The organism is Streptomyces sp. NPDC048191, assembly GCF_040652655.1.
Lineage (GTDB): Bacteria > Actinomycetota > Actinomycetes > Streptomycetales > Streptomycetaceae > Streptomyces.
In genome coordinates, this window is sequence record NZ_JBEZMO010000001.1 from 182,837 (window position 1) to 199,480 (window position 16,644).

15 protein-coding genes are annotated in these 16,644 nt (G+C 67.6%); 6 read left to right on the forward strand and 9 right to left on the reverse strand.

Annotated features, from left to right (window positions below):
• Positions 1–5: 5 nt before the first annotated feature.
• The gene (locus tag AB0D93_RS00860) at positions 6–1,214 is read right to left on the reverse strand and encodes an MFS transporter (RefSeq protein WP_362110671.1); all 1,209 of its coding nucleotides are present in this window, start codon (positions 1,212–1,214) and stop codon (positions 6–8) included.
• Between the two features lie 141 nt (positions 1,215–1,355).
• Between AB0D93_RS00860 and AB0D93_RS00865 the strand changes: the two genes are divergently transcribed.
• On the forward strand, positions 1,356–1,814 hold the full coding sequence (locus tag AB0D93_RS00865; protein WP_362110674.1) for a MarR family transcriptional regulator: 459 nt from the start codon (positions 1,356–1,358) through the stop codon (positions 1,812–1,814).
• A gap of 9 nt (positions 1,815–1,823) precedes the next feature.
• Positions 1,824–2,276 (forward strand): GNAT family N-acetyltransferase, encoded by a 453-nt coding sequence (locus AB0D93_RS00870; protein ID WP_362110677.1) that lies wholly within the window; start codon positions 1,824–1,826, stop codon positions 2,274–2,276.
• Positions 2,277–2,336: 60 nt separating this feature from the next.
• On the opposite strand, the gene AB0D93_RS00875 is transcribed toward AB0D93_RS00870, so the two are convergent.
• Together AB0D93_RS00875 and dnaB are read right to left on the reverse strand one after the other, a co-directional pair.
• Positions 2,337–3,722 carry a serine hydrolase domain-containing protein gene (locus AB0D93_RS00875; RefSeq protein ID WP_362110680.1) on the reverse strand — a complete coding sequence of 462 codons (1,386 nt, stop codon included), beginning with the start codon at positions 3,720–3,722 and terminating at the stop codon, positions 2,337–2,339.
• Positions 3,723–3,800: 78 nt separating this feature from the next.
• Complete coding sequence (gene dnaB, locus AB0D93_RS00880; RefSeq protein WP_362110683.1) at positions 3,801–5,279, reverse strand: replicative DNA helicase; 1,479 nt, start codon at positions 5,277–5,279, stop codon at positions 3,801–3,803.
• A gap of 479 nt (positions 5,280–5,758) precedes the next feature.
• Here dnaB and AB0D93_RS00885 point away from each other — a divergent pair, with 479 nt between their 5' ends.
• Entirely contained in the window at positions 5,759–7,096 is a 1,338-nt protein-coding gene (locus AB0D93_RS00885; RefSeq protein WP_362110686.1) for an MATE family efflux transporter, read from the forward strand.
• Positions 7,097–7,230: 134 nt separating this feature from the next.
• Here the strand turns inward: AB0D93_RS00885 and rplI are convergent, their stop codons facing one another.
• From rplI to rpsF, 4 genes are all read right to left on the reverse strand, one after another.
• Complete coding sequence (gene rplI, locus AB0D93_RS00890) at positions 7,231–7,677, reverse strand: 50S ribosomal protein L9 (protein WP_362110688.1); 447 nt, start codon at positions 7,675–7,677, stop codon at positions 7,231–7,233.
• Between the two features lie 18 nt (positions 7,678–7,695).
• Positions 7,696–7,932 carry a 30S ribosomal protein S18 gene (rpsR, locus tag AB0D93_RS00895; protein WP_003949403.1) on the reverse strand — a complete coding sequence of 79 codons (237 nt, stop codon included), beginning with the start codon at positions 7,930–7,932 and terminating at the stop codon, positions 7,696–7,698.
• A gap of 80 nt (positions 7,933–8,012) precedes the next feature.
• Positions 8,013–8,600: a single-stranded DNA-binding protein gene (locus tag AB0D93_RS00900; protein ID WP_362110691.1), complete on the reverse strand. Its 588-nt coding sequence runs from the start codon at positions 8,598–8,600 to the stop codon at positions 8,013–8,015.
• A gap of 74 nt (positions 8,601–8,674) precedes the next feature.
• Positions 8,675–8,965 carry a 30S ribosomal protein S6 gene (gene rpsF / locus AB0D93_RS00905; RefSeq protein ID WP_351601015.1) on the reverse strand — a complete coding sequence of 97 codons (291 nt, stop codon included), beginning with the start codon at positions 8,963–8,965 and terminating at the stop codon, positions 8,675–8,677.
• Between the two features lie 271 nt (positions 8,966–9,236).
• On the opposite strand from rpsF, the gene AB0D93_RS00910 reads away from it, so the two are divergent.
• The 3 genes from AB0D93_RS00910 to AB0D93_RS00920 all read left to right on the forward strand — a co-directional run bounded on the left by AB0D93_RS00910 (position 9,237) and on the right by AB0D93_RS00920 (position 11,887).
• Complete coding sequence (locus tag AB0D93_RS00910) at positions 9,237–9,548, forward strand: hypothetical protein (RefSeq protein ID WP_362110694.1); 312 nt, start codon at positions 9,237–9,239, stop codon at positions 9,546–9,548.
• Between the two features lie 103 nt (positions 9,549–9,651).
• Positions 9,652–10,773 (forward strand): peptidoglycan bridge formation glycyltransferase FemX, encoded by a 1,122-nt coding sequence (gene femX / locus AB0D93_RS00915; protein WP_362110697.1) that lies wholly within the window; start codon positions 9,652–9,654, stop codon positions 10,771–10,773.
• An 82-nt stretch (positions 10,774–10,855) separates the two neighbouring features.
• Positions 10,856–11,887 carry an alanine racemase gene (locus tag AB0D93_RS00920; RefSeq protein WP_362110700.1) on the forward strand — a complete coding sequence of 344 codons (1,032 nt, stop codon included), beginning with the start codon at positions 10,856–10,858 and terminating at the stop codon, positions 11,885–11,887.
• Positions 11,888–12,029: 142 nt separating this feature from the next.
• On the opposite strand, the gene AB0D93_RS00925 is transcribed toward AB0D93_RS00920, so the two are convergent.
• Both AB0D93_RS00925 and AB0D93_RS00930 read right to left on the reverse strand, forming a co-directional pair.
• Positions 12,030–13,574 carry a glycosyltransferase 87 family protein gene (locus tag AB0D93_RS00925; RefSeq protein WP_362110703.1) on the reverse strand — a complete coding sequence of 515 codons (1,545 nt, stop codon included), beginning with the start codon at positions 13,572–13,574 and terminating at the stop codon, positions 12,030–12,032.
• Between the two features lie 129 nt (positions 13,575–13,703).
• Entirely contained in the window at positions 13,704–16,418 is a 2,715-nt protein-coding gene (locus AB0D93_RS00930) for a transglycosylase domain-containing protein (RefSeq protein ID WP_362110706.1), read from the reverse strand.
• Positions 16,419–16,644 lie beyond the last annotated feature (226 nt).

Consider the following 16,644-nt stretch of genomic DNA (forward strand, 5'->3'; position numbering starts at 1 on the left):
AGGACTCAGTGGTGGACCGGCGTCCGCTGCCCTGCGGGCGTCCCGGAGGCGACCACGGAGCCGCGGGCGCCGTCGCGCCGCTCCAGCGCGGCCGAGAGGACGGCGAGGACCAGGGCGGCCGCAGCGAGGGCGGCGCCGACCCAGTTGGGAGCCGTGTAGCCGAACCCGGCCGCGATCACGATGCCGCCGAGCCAGGCGGACAGCGCGTTGCCCAGATTGAAGGCGCCGATGTTCACGGCCGACGCCAGCGTGGGGGCGCCGTGTGCCTGGTCGAGCACACGCTTCTGCAGCGGCGGTACGGTCGCGAAGCCCAGAGCGCCGATGAGGGCGATGGTCACGGCCGCCGCGATCTTGTTGTGGGCGGTGATCGTGAAGAGGGCCAGGACGAGGGCCAGGGCGCCCAGGGACACGTACAGCATCGGCATCAGGGCGCGGTCGGCGAACCTGCCGCCGACGAGGTTGCCGCCGACCATGCCGAGGCCGAACAGGACCAGCAGCCAGGTGACCGAGCCGTCGGCGAATCCTGCGATGTGGGTCATCATCGACGCGATGTAGGTGATGGCCGCGAAGACGCCGCCGAAGCCGAGGACGGTCATCGCCATGGCGAGCAGGACCTGGGCGTTCTTGAAGGCGGCCAGCTCGTGCCGCAGGTGCACTCCCTCGGGCCGCGGCATTTCGGGCACCAGCTTGGCGACCCCTGCCAGACCGATGACCCCGAGGACGGCGACGATGGCGAAGGTCACGCGCCAGCCGACGTGCTGGCCGATGAGTGTGCCCAGCGGAACCCCGACGACGTTGGCGACGGTCAGGCCGGTGAACATCATGGCGATGGCGCCGGCCTTCTTGTGGGGTGCCACCAGTTCGGCCGCGACGACCGAGCCGATGCCGAAGAAGGCACCGTGCGCGAGCGAGGCGACCACCCGCCCGATCAGCATGATCGCGAAGGCGGGGGCCACCGCGGAGAGCAGGTTCCCGGCGATGAACAGGCCCATCAGCAGCATCAGCATGCGCTTGCGCGAGACCTTGGTGCCGAGCACGGTCATGAGCGGGGCACCGATGACGACGCCGAGCGCGTAGCCCGTCACCAGCAGGCCCGCCGTGGGGATGGAGACCCCGAAGTCGCTCGCGACCTGGGGCAGCAATCCCATGATCACGAACTCGGTCGTGCCGATTCCGAAGGCCCCGATCGCGAGGGCCAGAAGCGCGAGAGGCATGAAGGGATACACCTTCCCAGAAGATTGCAGGAGCGCTTTGCGTGCGTTCACAATAGTTGCAGACGCGGGCTACATGCAAGCGCACGCTATTGCGGACCTGCTCTACTCTTGATGCAGCCGCTCGGGACGGAGGAAAACGCAATGACAGCGACGGACCCCGCGCTCACCGCACTCGCACAGGGCTGGTGCGCCCTCTCTGCGCTGCACGGAAGGATCGAGGCGCACATCGAGCGCGCCCTGCAGGCGAAGCACGACCTGAGCGTGCGCGAGTACTCCCTGCTCGATGTACTGAGCCGCCAGCACAACGGCGAGGGCGGCCATCTGCAGATGAAGCAGGTCGCCGACGCCGTCGTGCTCAGCCAGAGCGCCACCACACGTCTGGTGACCCGGCTGGAGGACCGCGGCCTGCTCGAGCGCTATCTGTGCCCCACCGACCGGCGCGGCATCTACACCAACGTCACCGACGCGGGACTGCGGCTGTTGGAGGAGGCTCGGCCCACCAATGACGCCGCACTGCGCGAGGCCCTGGACGAGGCCTCCAAGAACCCCGAACTGACCCCCTTGGTACGGGTGGTGGAGTCCCTGAACGTACCGGCATAGGGTGCGTGCGTGGGAGATCTTGATATACGACCTGCGACCGCCGACGACCTTTCGGCGATCGTCGCCCTGCTCGCCGACGATCCGCTGGGTGCTCAGCGCGAGTCCCCAGACGACATGACCCCGTATCGGGCCGCGCTGGAGCGCCTGGACGCCGACCCGAACCAGCACCTCGTCGTCGCCGTCCGCGACGGCCGTGTGATCGGCACCCTTCAGCTCACGATCATTCCGGGGCTCTCCCACAAGGGGGCGACCCGTGCACTCATCGAGGCCGTACGCATCCATGCCGGTGAACGGAGCAGCGGACTGGGCAGCCTGCTCATCGAATGGGCTATCGACACCGCTCGTCGGCTCGAGTGCCGGATGGTGCAACTGACGTCAGACAAGACACGGACCGACGCCCACCGCTTCTACGAGCGGCTCGGCTTCAGCGCCACGCACGAGGGCTTCAAACTACGGCTCTGACGGCGTCAGCAGCATGAGCGGCGGGTGTGTTTCACGTGAAACGCACCCGCCGCTCATGGACTAGCGGATACCCCGCCACCCCTCTGGGTCCACCCCTCCAGGAACCGGGGCCTCGGGGTCGTACGGCTGCCGGGTGAACACGAACGAGCCGAGGTCGAGGTGGCTCAAGTCCCCGTCTGCACGTCGAACCGGCCGCAGCAGTTCCCCGGCGAAGTAGCCCTCCAGGCCCGTCCAGGTACCGTCACCGTTCGCACGGAAGCGAGCGCGCCGGCCGCTGCCGGTCAGCGGGGCAAGCGCGAGCAGCCCGTCGGCGTTCACCCGCAGGGCGAAGGCATTGGTCCCCCAGTACCACTGCCCCGCCAGCTCCAGGACCGCCGGATCGACCTCGCGCAACGGCATCCAGGGTGCAGGGATCCGTGGCTCCGCCTCGGCGACGATCCGTACGAGGTCGGCACCGACCGCTCCCAGCAGCGGCCCACTGGTGCAGTTGGCGAGCACCACCGTCGCCACGTCGTCCTCCACGCTGATGGTGAGGTTGGCCAGAAAGCCCGGTAGCGAACCGGAGTGCCCGACCAGGAGCCGGCCCTCACGGCGCTGGATCTGCAGACCGAGGCCGTAGGCGGTCCCGTCCAGCACGTCCGCCGCCTCGGCGGGTGCCGCGGGCACGCGCATTTCCTGCACCGACTCCGCGCTCAGGACTCGGTCGTCACCGGCGACCAGAAACGCGGCGAACCGTGCCAGGTCCCCCGTCGTCGACCACAGTTGGCCCGCCGGCGCCATCCTGCCCAGATCCTCCAGCGGCTCCGGCAGTATCGCGTCCGCCCACGGATGGACGGCCCACCCCCCGGCGTGCGGGGCGTTCGGCTGCGTGCTGGTGCGGTGCAGGCCGAGCGGCTCGAGGATCTCGCTGCGCAACACCTCCTCCCAGGAGGCACCCCGCAGCTCCTCCACGAGCGCACCGAGCACGGTGTACCCGGGGTTGGAGTAGTGGTGCCGTCGGCCGACGGGATGCAGAAGAGGGTGTTCGCCGAGTACATCGCTCAACTCCGGGCGCAGGGTGCCCGGGGTCCGCTCCCACCAGGGCGCGGGTGACTCTGCCGCCAAGCCCGCGGTGTGCGCGAGCAGTTCGGCGATCGTCGCCTCGCCCACGCCGGTGCCCGGCAGGTGTTTCTCGAGCGGATCACCGAGGTCGAGCAGGCCCTCGTCGCGCAACCGCATCACCAGGACGGCGGTGAACGTTTTGGTGATGGATCCGATCCGGTACTGCACGGTCTCGTCCGGCCCGTGTCCGTCCACCGAGGTCCGCGCCCCGTGCCACACGGCCCGACCACCCCGCACGACGGCCGCGACCAGTGACGGCGCCCGCCCTTCGGCCTGAGCCACGGCGATCCGGTGCAGCAGCGCGCGGCGGGTTCCGGGGAGGAGCTCTTCCTGAGATGACGTCATGCGCCCAGTTCACCTGGTGTGACGGCGAACGTCGAGCTCATTCCGCGGCGGAGGCCGCCTTGCCGGGCCGGCTTCGGATCAGGTCTGGGCCATATCCACAAAGCGGGAGTAGTGGCCCTGGAAGGCGACCGTGATGGTGGCCGTCGGGCCGTTTCGGTGCTTGGCCACGATCAGGTCGGCCTCGCCCGCGCGCGGGGACTCCTTCTCGTACGCGTCCTCGCGGTGCAGCAGGATGACCATGTCGGCGTCCTGCTCGATGGAGCCCGACTCACGCAGGTCGGAGACCATGGGCTTCTTGTCGGTGCGCTGCTCGGGGCCACGGTTGAGCTGGGAGAGCGCGATGACCGGGATCTCCAGCTCCTTGGCGAGCAGCTTGAGGTTACGGGACATGTCCGAGACCTCCTGCTGGCGGCTCTCGGCGCGCTTGGAGCCGCCGGACTGCATCAGCTGCAGGTAGTCGATGACGACCAGCTTCAGGTCGTTGCGCTGCTTCAGCCGCCGGCACTTGGCGCGGATCTCCATCATCGACAGGTTGGGGGAGTCGTCGATGTAGAGGGGGGCCGCCGAGACGTCCGGCATGCGGCGGGCGAGCCTGGTCCAGTCCTCGTCCGTCATCGTGCCGGACCGCATGTGGTGCAGTGCGACCCGGGCCTCGGCGGACAGCAGACGCATCGCGATCTCGTTGCGGCCCATCTCGAGCGAGAAGATCACGCTCGGCAGGTTGTTCTTGATCGAGGCGGCGCGCGCGAAGTCCAGCGCGAGCGTCGACTTACCCATGGCGGGCCGGGCGGCGATGACGATCATCTGGCCCGGATGCAGGCCGTTCGTCAGCGAGTCGAAGTCGGTGAAGCCGGTCGGCACACCGGTCATCTCACCGCTGCGCGAGCCGATCGCCTCGATCTCGTCGAGGGCGCCTTCCATGATGTCGCCGAGCGGGAGATAGTCCTCGCTGGTGCGCTGCTCGGTGACGGCGTAGATCTCGGCCTGGGCGCTGTTGACGATCTCGTCCACGTCGCCGTCGGCCGCGTATCCCATCTGTGTGATGCGCGTCCCGGCTTCGACCAGGCGGCGCAGCACCGCCCGCTCGTGGACGATCTCCGCGTAGTACTCGGCGTTGGCCGCCGTCGGCACGGTCTGGACGAGGCTGTGCAGATACGCGGCGCCACCGACCTTGTTGATCTCGCCGCGCTTGGTGAGTTCGGCGGCGATGGTGATCGGGTCGGCCGGCTCGCCCTTGGCGTAGACGTCCAGGATCGCCTGGTAGATCGTCTCGTGCGCGGGCTTGTAGAAGTCGTGGCCTTTGAGGATCTCGACGACGTCGGCGATGGCGTCCTTGGACAGCAGCATGCCGCCCAGCACCGACTGCTCGGCGTCCAGGTCCTGCGGCGGTACCCGCTCGAAGGAGGAACCGCCGTCGTCCCAGGAGGCGTTCTCCCGGCCCCGGTCGTGCTGTTCGTCACGACCCCGGCCGCCGTCACCGCGTCGGCGGGAGGCCGGCAGACGATCACTGGGTCCGGTGTCGGCCCAGGGATCGTCCAAGGGCTCGGAAATGCTCACCGAGCCACCTCCTCCCGTCCGCACGGCGGACCTCGCCGTGTCCTCTTTTGTACGGCACGGCACTGACAACTGAGAGGCCCTGCTCCGGTTACGGTGCGTCGGTTCATGACGGTTCCAGGGCCGGAAAAGAGGCGTCTCCCAGCCCGGGGAAGAAGCGGGCGCCGGACAACGGTAGGCCCCCCGGCACCGTCAGCCAATCTGGTTATCCACAGGCCATGTGGACGACGGCCCCGATGCTGTGGAGAACTCCTCGAAACCTGTGCACGACCCGGTGGACAGCCCTGTGAACAAGCCCTCCATCCTGCCCACGAGAGCCACTTGACCTGCACCTTTGCCGTCCACCGGCTGTGCAGAAGAAAAACTTTCCCACGGGGACCAAGATCGCTTCGAACGGTGCGCGAAAGGACACGGCCCCAGCAAAGAAGTAAGGGCCAGAAGTCATTTGCATCACTTACCTGTGGACGATTAGATTAGCGCCCATGACCCAGGCTCCCGCGATACCCAAGGCGACCAGCCGACGGCATGACAGAGAGATCGTCTCGCTGGCCGTGCCGGCCTTCGGCGCGCTCGTCGCCGAGCCTCTCTTCGTCATGGCGGACAGTGCCATCGTCGGCCATCTCGGGACCGCCCAGCTCGCCGGCCTCGGCGTTGCCTCGGCACTCCTCACCACCGCGGTGAGCGTCTTCGTCTTCCTCGCCTACGCCACCACCGCAGCCGTGGCCCGGCGCGTCGGCGCCGGCGATCTGCAGGCCGCCATTCGACAGGGCATGGACGGCATCTGGCTCGCCCTGCTGCTCGGCATCGGTGTCATAGCCGTCGTCCTCCCGCTGGGTCCCGGCATCGTGGACCTCTTCGGCGCCTCCACGACCGCGGCCCCCTACGCCACGATGTATCTGCGCATCTCCTCGCTGGGCATCCCGGCCATGCTCATCGTGCTCGCCGCCACGGGAGTGCTGCGCGGGCTGCAGGACACCAGAACCCCTCTTTATGTCGCCGTCGCGGGCTTCATCGTCAATGGTGCGCTCAATGCGGGACTCGTCTATGGCGCCGGGCTCGGCATCGCCGGTTCGGCCTGGGGCACCGTCATCGCACAGTGCGGCATGGCGGCCGTCTATCTGACCGTGGTCGTACGCGGCGCCCGTCGGCACGGTGCTTCGCTCCGCCCTGACGCCGCTGGAATCCGGGCCTCGGCGCAGGCTGGTGTTCCGCTCCTGGTCCGCACACTCTCGTTGCGGGCGATCCTGATGATCGCCACCGCCGTCGCGGCACATCTGGGCGACGCCGACATCGCAGCCCACCAGATCATCCTGTCCCTGTGGAGCTTGCTGGCCTTCGCTCTGGACGCGATAGCGATCGCGGGGCAGGCCATCATCGGCCGCTATCTCGGCGCGAACAACACCCAGGGAGCGCGTGAGGCGTGCCGCCGCATGGTTCAGTGGGGCATCACGACCGGTGTGGTCCTCGGTCTGCTCGTCGTTGCCGCGCGTCCGCTCTTCCTGCCGCTGTTCACCGGCGACTCCGTGGTGAAGGACGCGGCCCTGCCGGCCCTCCTCATGGTGGCGCTCTCGCAGCCCATCTGCGGGATCGTCTTCGTGCTGGACGGAGTCCTGATGGGCGCCGGCGACGGCCCGTATCTGGCCGGGGCGATGGTGGTCACGCTCGCGGTCTTCACTCCAGTCGCTCTGCTCGTTCCCACCCTCGGTGGGGGACTCGCGGCGCTGTGGGCCGCGATGACGCTGATGATGACCGTCCGCATGCTGACCCTGTGGCTGCGCAGCCGCTCGGGTCGTTGGATCGTCACCGGCGCCTCCCGCTGAGCCCAACAGAGGCGCAACCTCCCTGTTTCACGTGAAACATGCCGTGTCCGCGCGGCCAATGCCGACCCCGAACACGAAGAAGGGCCGCCCCGCAGGGGCGGCCCTTCTCTCAGCTGCTCAAGCCGAGCGCAGCGTCACGCCGCGACGACCTCGATGTTGACCTTGGCGGCAACCTCGGGGTGCAGACGCACGGACGTCTCGTGGGCGCCCAGGGTCTTGATCGGGGCGGACAGCTCGATGCGACGCTTGTCGACCTCGGGGCCACCGGAAGCCTTGATCGCGGACGCGATGTCGGCCGGGGTGACGGAACCGAAGAGACGGCCGGAGTCGCCGGAGCGGACGGCCAGGCGGACCTTCACGCCCTCGAGCTGGGCCTTGATCTGGTTGGCCTGCTCGATGGTCTGGATCTCGTGGATCTTGCGAGCGCGGCGGATCTGCTCGACGTCCTTCTCGCCACCCTTGGTCCAGCGGATAGCGAACTTCCGCGGGATCAGGTAGTTGCGAGCGTAACCGTCCTTGACGTCGACGACGTCGCCCGCGGCACCGAGGCCGGAGACCTCGTGGGTCAGGATGATCTTCATGAGTCGGTCACCCTTCCCTTAGCGCGCGGTGGACGTGTAGGGCAGCAGCGCCATCTCACGGCTGTTCTTGACGGCCGTGGCGACGTCACGCTGGTGCTGCGTGCAGTTGCCGGTCACGCGGCGGGCACGGATCTTGCCGCGGTCGGAAATGAACTTCCGCAGCATGTTCGTGTCCTTGTAGTCCACGTACGTGACCTTGTCCTTGCAGAAAGCGCAGACCTTTTTCTTCGGCTTGCGCACAGGCGGCTTCGCCATAGTGTTTCTCCTGTGTGATCAAGAAGTGTGGGTAACGACCCGCCCTCGACCAGGCCGGTCCCGCAGGACCGGTCCGAGGCCTAGAAGGGGGGTTCGTCCGAGTAGCCGCCGGAGCCGCCGGAACCGCCGGAGCCACCGCCCCAGCCGCCGCCACCCTGGTTGCCACCGGCAGGAGCGCCGGTCGCCCACGGGTCGTCGGCCGGAGCACCGCCGCCCTGCTGACCGCCACCGGGGCCTCCGCCCCAGCCGCCGCCACCCTGGCCGCCACCGCCGCCGTAACCGCCCTGGCCACCGCGAGCGCCACCGGCGGTCTTGGTGACCTTGGCCGTGGCGTTGCGCAGGCTGGGGCCGACTTCCTCGACGTCCAGCTCGTAGACCGTGCGCTTGACGCCCTCACGGTCCTCGTAGGACCGCTGCTTCAGCCGGCCCTGCACGATGACGCGCATGCCTCGCTGGAGCGACTCGGCGACGTTCTCCGCCGCCTGACGCCAGACCGAGCAGGTCAGGAAGAGGCTCTCGCCGTCCTTCCACTCGTTCGTCTGGCGGTCGAAGGTGCGGGGAGTGGACGCGACGCGGAACTTCGCGACCGCCGCACCGGACGGGGTGAAGCGCAGCTCGGGGTCATCGACAAGATTGCCGATGACCGTGATAACGGTCTCGCCTGCCATGGGGAACCTCTCGGCGGGTTTGCTCTGGCTGCTTGCTTGCTACTCGAATCCCGAGATCAGCTGAGCGCGAAGGCTCAGTGCATCTCGGGGCGGAGGACCTTGGTCCGGAGGACCGACTCGTTCAGGTTCATCTGGCGGTCGAGCTCCTTGACGACCGCAGGCTCGGCCTGCAGGTCGATGACCGAGTAGATGCCCTCGGGCTTCTTCTTGATCTCGTAGGCGAGACGACGACGGCCCCAGGTGTCGATCTTCTCAACCTTGCCGCCACCGTCACGGACGACGGACAGGAAGTTCTCGATCAGCGGGGAGACAGCGCGCTCCTCGAGATCGGGGTCGAGGATGACCATCACCTCGTAGTGACGCATGTGGAACCCACCTCCTTTGGACTCAGCGGCCACGGTCGTTCCGTGGCAGGAGGGTCGTGATGCGTACGCAACGGTATCGGCCGCCACTGACAATGGGGGCCTCTGAGGGATCCCGCAGTGTTACCTGGGCAGGCGTGGGCAGACACCGGTGCAGACGGTACAGACTACCCGCACACGTGCTTCCGGTTGAAATCCGGTCGTGAGGGCAGTCACCCTGTACACGTCGGGTGTGTACGGCGCTACTGTGCGCCGCCTTCCGCAGGAGGTGCCCATGGCACAGGTATTGCATCCAAACGTCGCCGGTTCCCTCTTCGCCACGGACGGCAAGCACCGTCCGCTTCAGGACGCTCTGATGGGGGTCACGCTCGTCCTCGGCCTACTGTCCTTCATCACGTCGTTCTTCCACGGGCTGCACCTCCTGTCCTCGTGGACCGGGCTGGTGGGACTCGGCTTCGGCATCTACGGCCAGTGGATCTCGGTGACGACCCGCGAGCGCTTCGGGCTGGTGGTCGGTATGGGCGCCGCGGGAGTCGGTTTCCTCATCAGCATGGCGAACGGCGGACTGTTCGGCGGACTCTTCTGAACCACACACACAGTCGGGGTGCCGACAAGGCGCAGTAGGCTTCGGCGCGAGAGCCGGAGCCCCTGTACCCATGGGGACACACCAGCCCGAGGAGCGCCCCGACATGAGCCTGACCCTGAGGACCATCAGCCGCGAGCAGCATCTGGCCTACATCCAGAGCCTGCCGGCGGCGAGCCACATGCAGGTCCCGGCCTGGGCCGATGTCAAGGCGGAGTGGCGTTCGGAGAACCTCGGCTGGTTCGACGAGCGCACCGGCGAGATGGTCGGCGCGGGCCTGGTCCTGTACCGCCAGCTGCCCAAGATCAAGCGCTACCTCGCCTATCTGCCCGAGGGTCCGGTCATCAACTGGTTCGCGCCGAACCTCGACGACTGGATCCAGCCGATGCTGGCGCACCTGAAGCAGCAGGGCGCCTTCTCGGTGAAGATGGGCCCGCCGGTGATCATCCGCCGCTGGAACGCGGAAACGATCAAGAAGGGTATCCAGGACCAGGACGTCAAGCGCCTGCGCGACATGGAGGCCGACTTCATCGAGCCGCGCGCCTTCGAGGTGGCCGACAAGCTGCGCCGCATGGGCTGGCAGCAGGGCGAGGACGGCGGCGCCGGTTTCGGCGACGTGCAGCCGCGCTACGTCTTCCAGGTGCCGCTGGCCAACCGCTCCCTGGAAGAGGTCCACAAGAACTTCAACCAGCTGTGGCGCCGCAACATCAAGAAGGCCGAGAAGGCTGGCGTCGAGGTCGTCCAGGGCGGCTACCAGGACCTGGCCGAGTGGCAGCGGCTGTACGAGATCACGGCCGTGCGCGACCACTTCCGGCCCCGCCCCCTGTCGTACTTCCAGCGCATGTGGACGGCCCTCAACTCCGAGGACCCGAACCGGATGCGGCTGTACTTCGCCCGGCACAACGGCGTGAACCTGTCGGCGGCGACGATGCTCATCGTCGGCGGGCACGTCTGGTACTCCTACGGCGCCTCCGACAACATCGGCCGTGAGGTCCGGCCATCGAACGCGATGCAGTGGCGGATGCTGCGCGACGCCTACGCGCTCGGCGCCACCGTCTACGACCTGCGCGGCATCTCCGACTCGCTGGACGAGACGGACCATCTGTTCGGTCTGATCCAGTTCAAGGTCGGCACCGGCGGACAGGCCGCCGAGTACCTCGGCGAGTGGGACTTCCCGCTGAACAAGCTGCTCCACAAGGCGCTCGACATCTACATGTCCCGCCGTTGAGCCGCGGGCGTTTGATTCCATAGCCTTCACAGCTCTCACACCCCGATACACGGCAGCCACGAGAAAGGGTCCGGGTCCGGCCATGGCGCTCACGCTCTACGTCGACACCGCGCGCTGGCGGGCGCACCACAAGCACGTGCAGGAGCAGTTCCCGGGGCTTGTCCCGGTCTGCAAGGGCAACGGCTACGGTTTCGGGCACGAACGGCTGGCGGAGGAGGCCACGCGGCTGGGCGCCGACCTGCTCGCGGTCGGCACGACGTACGAGGCCGCGCGCATCAAGGACTTCTTCGGCGGTGACCTGCTGGTGCTGACGCCGTACCGGCGCGGCGAGGAGCCCGTGCCGCTGCCCGACCGGGTGGTGCGTTCGGTGTCGTCCGTCGACGGCGTGTACGGCCTCGTCGGCGCACGGGTCGTCATCGAGGTGATGTCCTCGATGAAGCGCCACGGCATCAGCGAGCAGGACCTGCCCCAGCTGCACCAGGCCATAGAGAACGTCCGCCTGGAGGGCTTCGCCATCCATCTGCCGCTGGACCGTACCGACGGCTCGGACGCGGTCGAGGAGGTCATCGGCTGGATGGACCGGCTGCGGGCCGCCCGGCTGCCGCTGCACACGATGTTCGTCAGCCACCTCAAGGCCGATGAACTCGCCCGCCTCCAGCAGCAGTTCCCGCAGACCCGGTTCCGCGCACGCATCGGCACGCGACTGTGGCTCGGGGACCACGACGCCACCGAGTACCACGGTGCCGTCCTGGACGTCACCCGCGTGTCCAAGGGCGACCGGTTCGGCTACCGCCAGCAGAAGGCGGCCTCCGACGGCTTCCTGGTGGTCGTGGCGGGCGGAACGTCGCACGGGGTGGGCCTGGAGGCCCCGAAGGCCCTGCACGGCGTCATGCCGCGCGCCAAGGGCGTCGCCCGGGCCGGCCTCGCCACCGTGAACCGGAACCTTTCTCCGTTCGTCTGGGGCGGCAAGCAGCGCTGGTTCGCCGAGCCGCCGCACATGCAGGTGTCGATCCTGTTCGTCCCGTCGGACGCGCCGGAGCCGAAGGTCGGCGACGAGCTGGTGGCCCATCTGCGGCACACCACCACGCAGTTCGACCGAATCGTGGACCACTGAGCCCGGGCCCGGAACAACACCCCGGCCCAACACCCCTGGACAACGTCCCAGGCACAAGGAGAAGGCCGTACCCGCATCCCGCGGGTACGGCCTTCTCCTTGGCTTTCCGACCGTCTTCATGACCTTCCGACGGTGTGTTCGCTCAGAGCGAACGGTCCTCGGGGGAAGGCGGCAGCGGCCTGCCCCAGTCCACCTGAGGCCCCTCGAAGTGGGCCGCGTGCCGCGGCGGATGGGCGGCCGCGCCGAGTACGAAGACATCCTCGGCGCCGTCGAGCACCCCACCCGATGGGTCGTCGTCACCCGACCTGCGCACCACGTCCCGCTCCGGCATGAGGATGTCCCGTACGACGACGGCGCACAGGTACAGCGTGCCGACCAGGTGCAGGACGATCGACCAGTAGTAGCCCTGTGCCGGCAGCCCCTTGTGAGCGTCTCCGCTGGTCGTGTAGGCGAGGTACATCCAGATGCCCAGGAAGTACGCCACCTCGCACGCCTGCCAGATCAGGAAGTCGCGCCACTTGGGCCGGGCGAGGACCGCCAGTGGCACCAGCCACAGCACGTACTGCGGTGAGTAGACCTTGTTGGTGACGATGAAGGCCGCCACCATCAGGAAGGCCAGCTGGGCGAAGCGCGGCCGGCGCGGGGCGGTGAACGCCAGAGCGGCGATGCCGAGGAAGCACAGAACCACCAGGACCATGGCCGCGGTGTTCACGAAGCCGGTGCTGAGCGGGGTGCTGGAGTTCTGTGTCCAGATCAGCCAGAACGAGCCGAAGTCGATGCCCCGTTCCTGGCTGAACGTGTAGAACTTCGACCAGCCCTGGAAGGCGAAGAGCATCACCGGCAGGTTCACCACGAACCAGGCGATCGCCGCACCGCCCACGGCCTGGGCGTACTCCCGCCACTTGCCCGCCCGCCAGCACAGCACGAGCAGAGGGCCCAGCAGGAACACGGGGTAGAGCTTGGCGGCCGTGGCGAGGCCCAGGAGGACGCCGAAGGCGACGGGACGGCTCCGGGACCACATCAGCATCGCAGCGGCCGTGAGAGCCACCGCCAGCAGGTCCCAGTTGATGGTCGCGGTGAGCAGGAAGGCGGGTGCGAGGGCGACGAGCAGGCCGTCCCAGGGGCGCCGGCTGTGGGTGCGGGCGACGCAGACGGCGATGACGGCCGCGCACACCATCAGCAACCCGGCATTGACGAACCAGTACCACTGCTCCTGGTGCTGAATAGTCCCGCTGTGCGGGGTCAGCCAGGATGCCACCTCCATGAACACGCCGGTCAGCACCGGGTATTCGAGGTAGCCCATGCCGCCGGACATGTCGTCCGGGAGCTTGTCGAAGTACGGCACGAGGTGGTCGGCGAACCCGCGGCCCTGGTAGAGGTGCGGGATGTCCGAGTAGCAGGCGTGCGTGTACTGGCTGCTCGCGCCGAAGAACCAGGCGCTGTTGTAGCAGGGTGCCTTCTGGACCAGGCCGAGGGCGAACATGCCGATCGCCACGAGCGCGACGACCCGGACGGGGGTCCACCAGGAGGTCCCGAGCAGGGCACGCCGCCCCATGGGACCACCGATCAGCTCACTGCCGGCCCGGGCGATCTCGTCCTCACTGGTCGGCCGCACCGGTTCTGCCGTGGCGGGCCGCACGGGCTCAGGCTCGTGCATGCTCGCGGGCGTCATCTCTGCACTGGGCATGGGGCACATCCTGCCGTACCTCTCTGGGAAAACGCCGAGGGCCGCCGCACCTGATGGGGTGCGGCGGCCCATGTTTCACGTGAAACACCCGCGGCGGGCGAAAGCACGCCAACCGGTCAGGCTCTCCGGCTAACCGGTCTGACCTCCGAAGAAGCCTCCGTTGCCGTTGCCTCTGGTGTTACCGCCTGTCCCGGTCGTGTCCGTGACCGTGGGCGTCGGATCGGTGCCTCCGGTTGTGCCTCCCGTGTCCGTGCCGCCGTTGCCATTGCCGTTGCCGTTGCAGTTATTGCCCCAGCTCCACTGGCAGGTGTCGGTGACCGAGGGGGACGGGGACGGGGAGGTGTTGCTGCTGGGCGTCGGGCTGGGCGAGGGGCTCGCCGTCTGACTCTGGGTGGCCGAGGGAGTCGGTGTCGGACTCGGTTCGGCGTTGAGCACCTTGCCGATGGGCTGCGGAGTCGGGAAGCGCATGACCGGCTGGTTCTGCAGCGCCTCGGTCATGTAGTCGTGCCAGATCTCGGCCGGGAACGAGGCACCGTGGATCTTCTCCTGGCCACCCGTTCCGTACATCTCCAGGAACTTCCGATTCTTGCTCTTCGCGTTGTCGTCCAACCGGAACATGCTGATCGCGGTCGACAGCTGCGGGGTGTACCCGACGAACCACGCGGACTTGTTGCCGTCCGTGGTACCCGTCTTACCGGCGACGTCACGGCCGGGCAGCTGGGCCTTGGTACCAGTGCCCTTGTCCACCACGGTCTTCAGTACGTCGGTGACGTTGTTGGCGACGTTGGGGGTGAAAGCCTCGGTGGACTTGTCCTGGTGCGTGAAGACCACCCCGTCCTTGTCACTGACCTTCACGACGGAGTACGGATCACGCTGCTGACCACTTGCCGCGAACGTGGAGTAGGCGGAGGCCATCCGGATAGCGCTGGGGTCCGACGTGCCGATCGAGAAGGACGGGACATGGGCGCTGGCGAGGCTCCCCTTGAGGATGCCGGCGTCCATGGCACTTTCCTTGACCTTGTCCAGCCCCACGTCCATGCCGAGCTGGACATAGGCGGAGTTGACCGAGTACTGCATCGCCTCGCGAAGGTCGATCTTGTAGTTCGGCGCGTGTCCGACGGACTCACCACCGTCGTTGGTCTGCAGCCACTCGTTGCCGTCCTTGTCGGTCCAGACCTGTCCGTTGTACTCCTTGATCTTGAGCTTGTTCTTGCCGCTGTACAGGCTCTTGGGGGAAGCCGTTGTGCGCTCGTCCTGAGGCTGTGACTCGGGACCGTCCGGGTTGCGCACACCCCACTGCATGGCCGCCGCCAGCACGAACGGCTTGAATGTCGAACCGACCTGGGCACCGGTCGCGTCGGCGTTGTCGGTGAAGTGCTTCGTGGCGTCCTCGCCGCCGTAAATGGCCTTGATCGCGCCCGAGGTCGGGTCCACGGAAGCCCCGCCGAACTGGACGTAGGTGTCCGTCTTGGGCCGCTGCTTGGGTTTGATGTTCGTCTTCTGGACGTTCTTCACGGCGGCTTCCAGCGCGTTGACCTTCTTCTTGTCGAAGGTCGTGTAGATCTGGTAGCCGCCCTTCTGCAGATCGTCCGCACTGATATGCGTCGCCGGGTTGTTGACCAGGTACGCCTTGGCAAGGTCGACGAGATAGCCGATCTGGCCCCCCAGCTGCCCGTTCGAACGAGGGTTCTGGATCTTGGGGAGGGTCGTGTACTTGGCGCGTTCCGCCTGGCTCAAATGGCCGTATTTGACCATCTTGTCAAGAGTGTCCTGCATCTGCGCCAGGGCCCGCTTGCTGTTGGCCTCCGGAGTCGCAGAGGGATCGAGGGAAGTCGCGCCCGCCGGGTCGTAGTACGTCGCGCCCTTGACCATCGCCGCGAGGAACGCACACTCACCCGGGTTCAGCTTCGTCGCGTCCTTGTTGAAGTACGCCCGGGACGCGGCCTGCAGCCCGTAGGCCCCCCGACCGAAGTACGTCGTATTGAGGTAGCCCTCCATGATCTTTTCTTTGGGGACCTGGGCTCCCACCTTGATCGCGACGAAGATCTCCTTGAACTTCCGGGACAACGTCTGTGCCTGGTCGTTCAGCATCGCGTTCTTGACGTACTGCTGAGTGATGGTCGAACCACCCTGCGTCTGACCGCCGCGGGCCATGTTCAGGACAGCACGCGCGATACCCTTCGGGTCGACACCGCTGTCGGTCTCGAAGGTCTTGTTCTCCTGCGAGATGACCGCGTACCGCATCTCCTTGGGGATGCTGGCGTAGTTCATGTTCTGGCGGTTGACCTCACCGCCGGTCGCGACCATCACCGAGCCGTCGGACCAGTAGAAGACATTGTTCTGCGCCTTGGCGACCGCGGCCTCGTTGGGAACGCTCACCATCGCGTACGCGATGCCCGCCACCGCCACGAGGCTTCCGACGAACCCGATGCACAGTCCCGTGACGAGCCTCCAGGACGGCATCCACCGGCGCCACCCATACCTGTCGGCGCGCGGATAGTCGATGATCCGTTTTCTGGAAGGAGAAACCGCACGACCCGTACTGCGGGCGGGCCCGCCCGGACCACTACGCCGACCGCCACGGCCGGCGGGTTCGGCAGCTCGTCGGCGACTGCCTCTCTGTGCGGCCCGGCGGGCCTCGGCACGGCCGCCGTAGGGACGCTCGTCACCTCCGGGGCTGCTGGGATCCGACCCATAGGAACTGGACCCATAGGAGTCGGCTGGAGACCCGGTGGCGCCTCGCGGTGCCGCACGGCGACCGGAGGACGAGCCGGACTGGCCGCGTCGGGCCGCGGCACGTCCGCCTCCCTGCGGCGGCGGCGGTTTGCGACGGTGCTCGCTCATCGAACGATTACTCCTCGGGCAGGCGCACCCTTGCGCGCCTGGAACGGCGGCTGGTTTCCGGTCCCCCCGAAGTACGGATGTGGTCGGTTCTGCATTCACCCGTACTGCACCGGGGACGACGACGCTCCCCTGGCGTCGCTTGGTTCCCGGTGCTGTGCATGCCGCACAGACTACGCACCGCCAAAACCAGCCGAGCCCCGAAGTTCACCCCAAATCAGGCAACCCG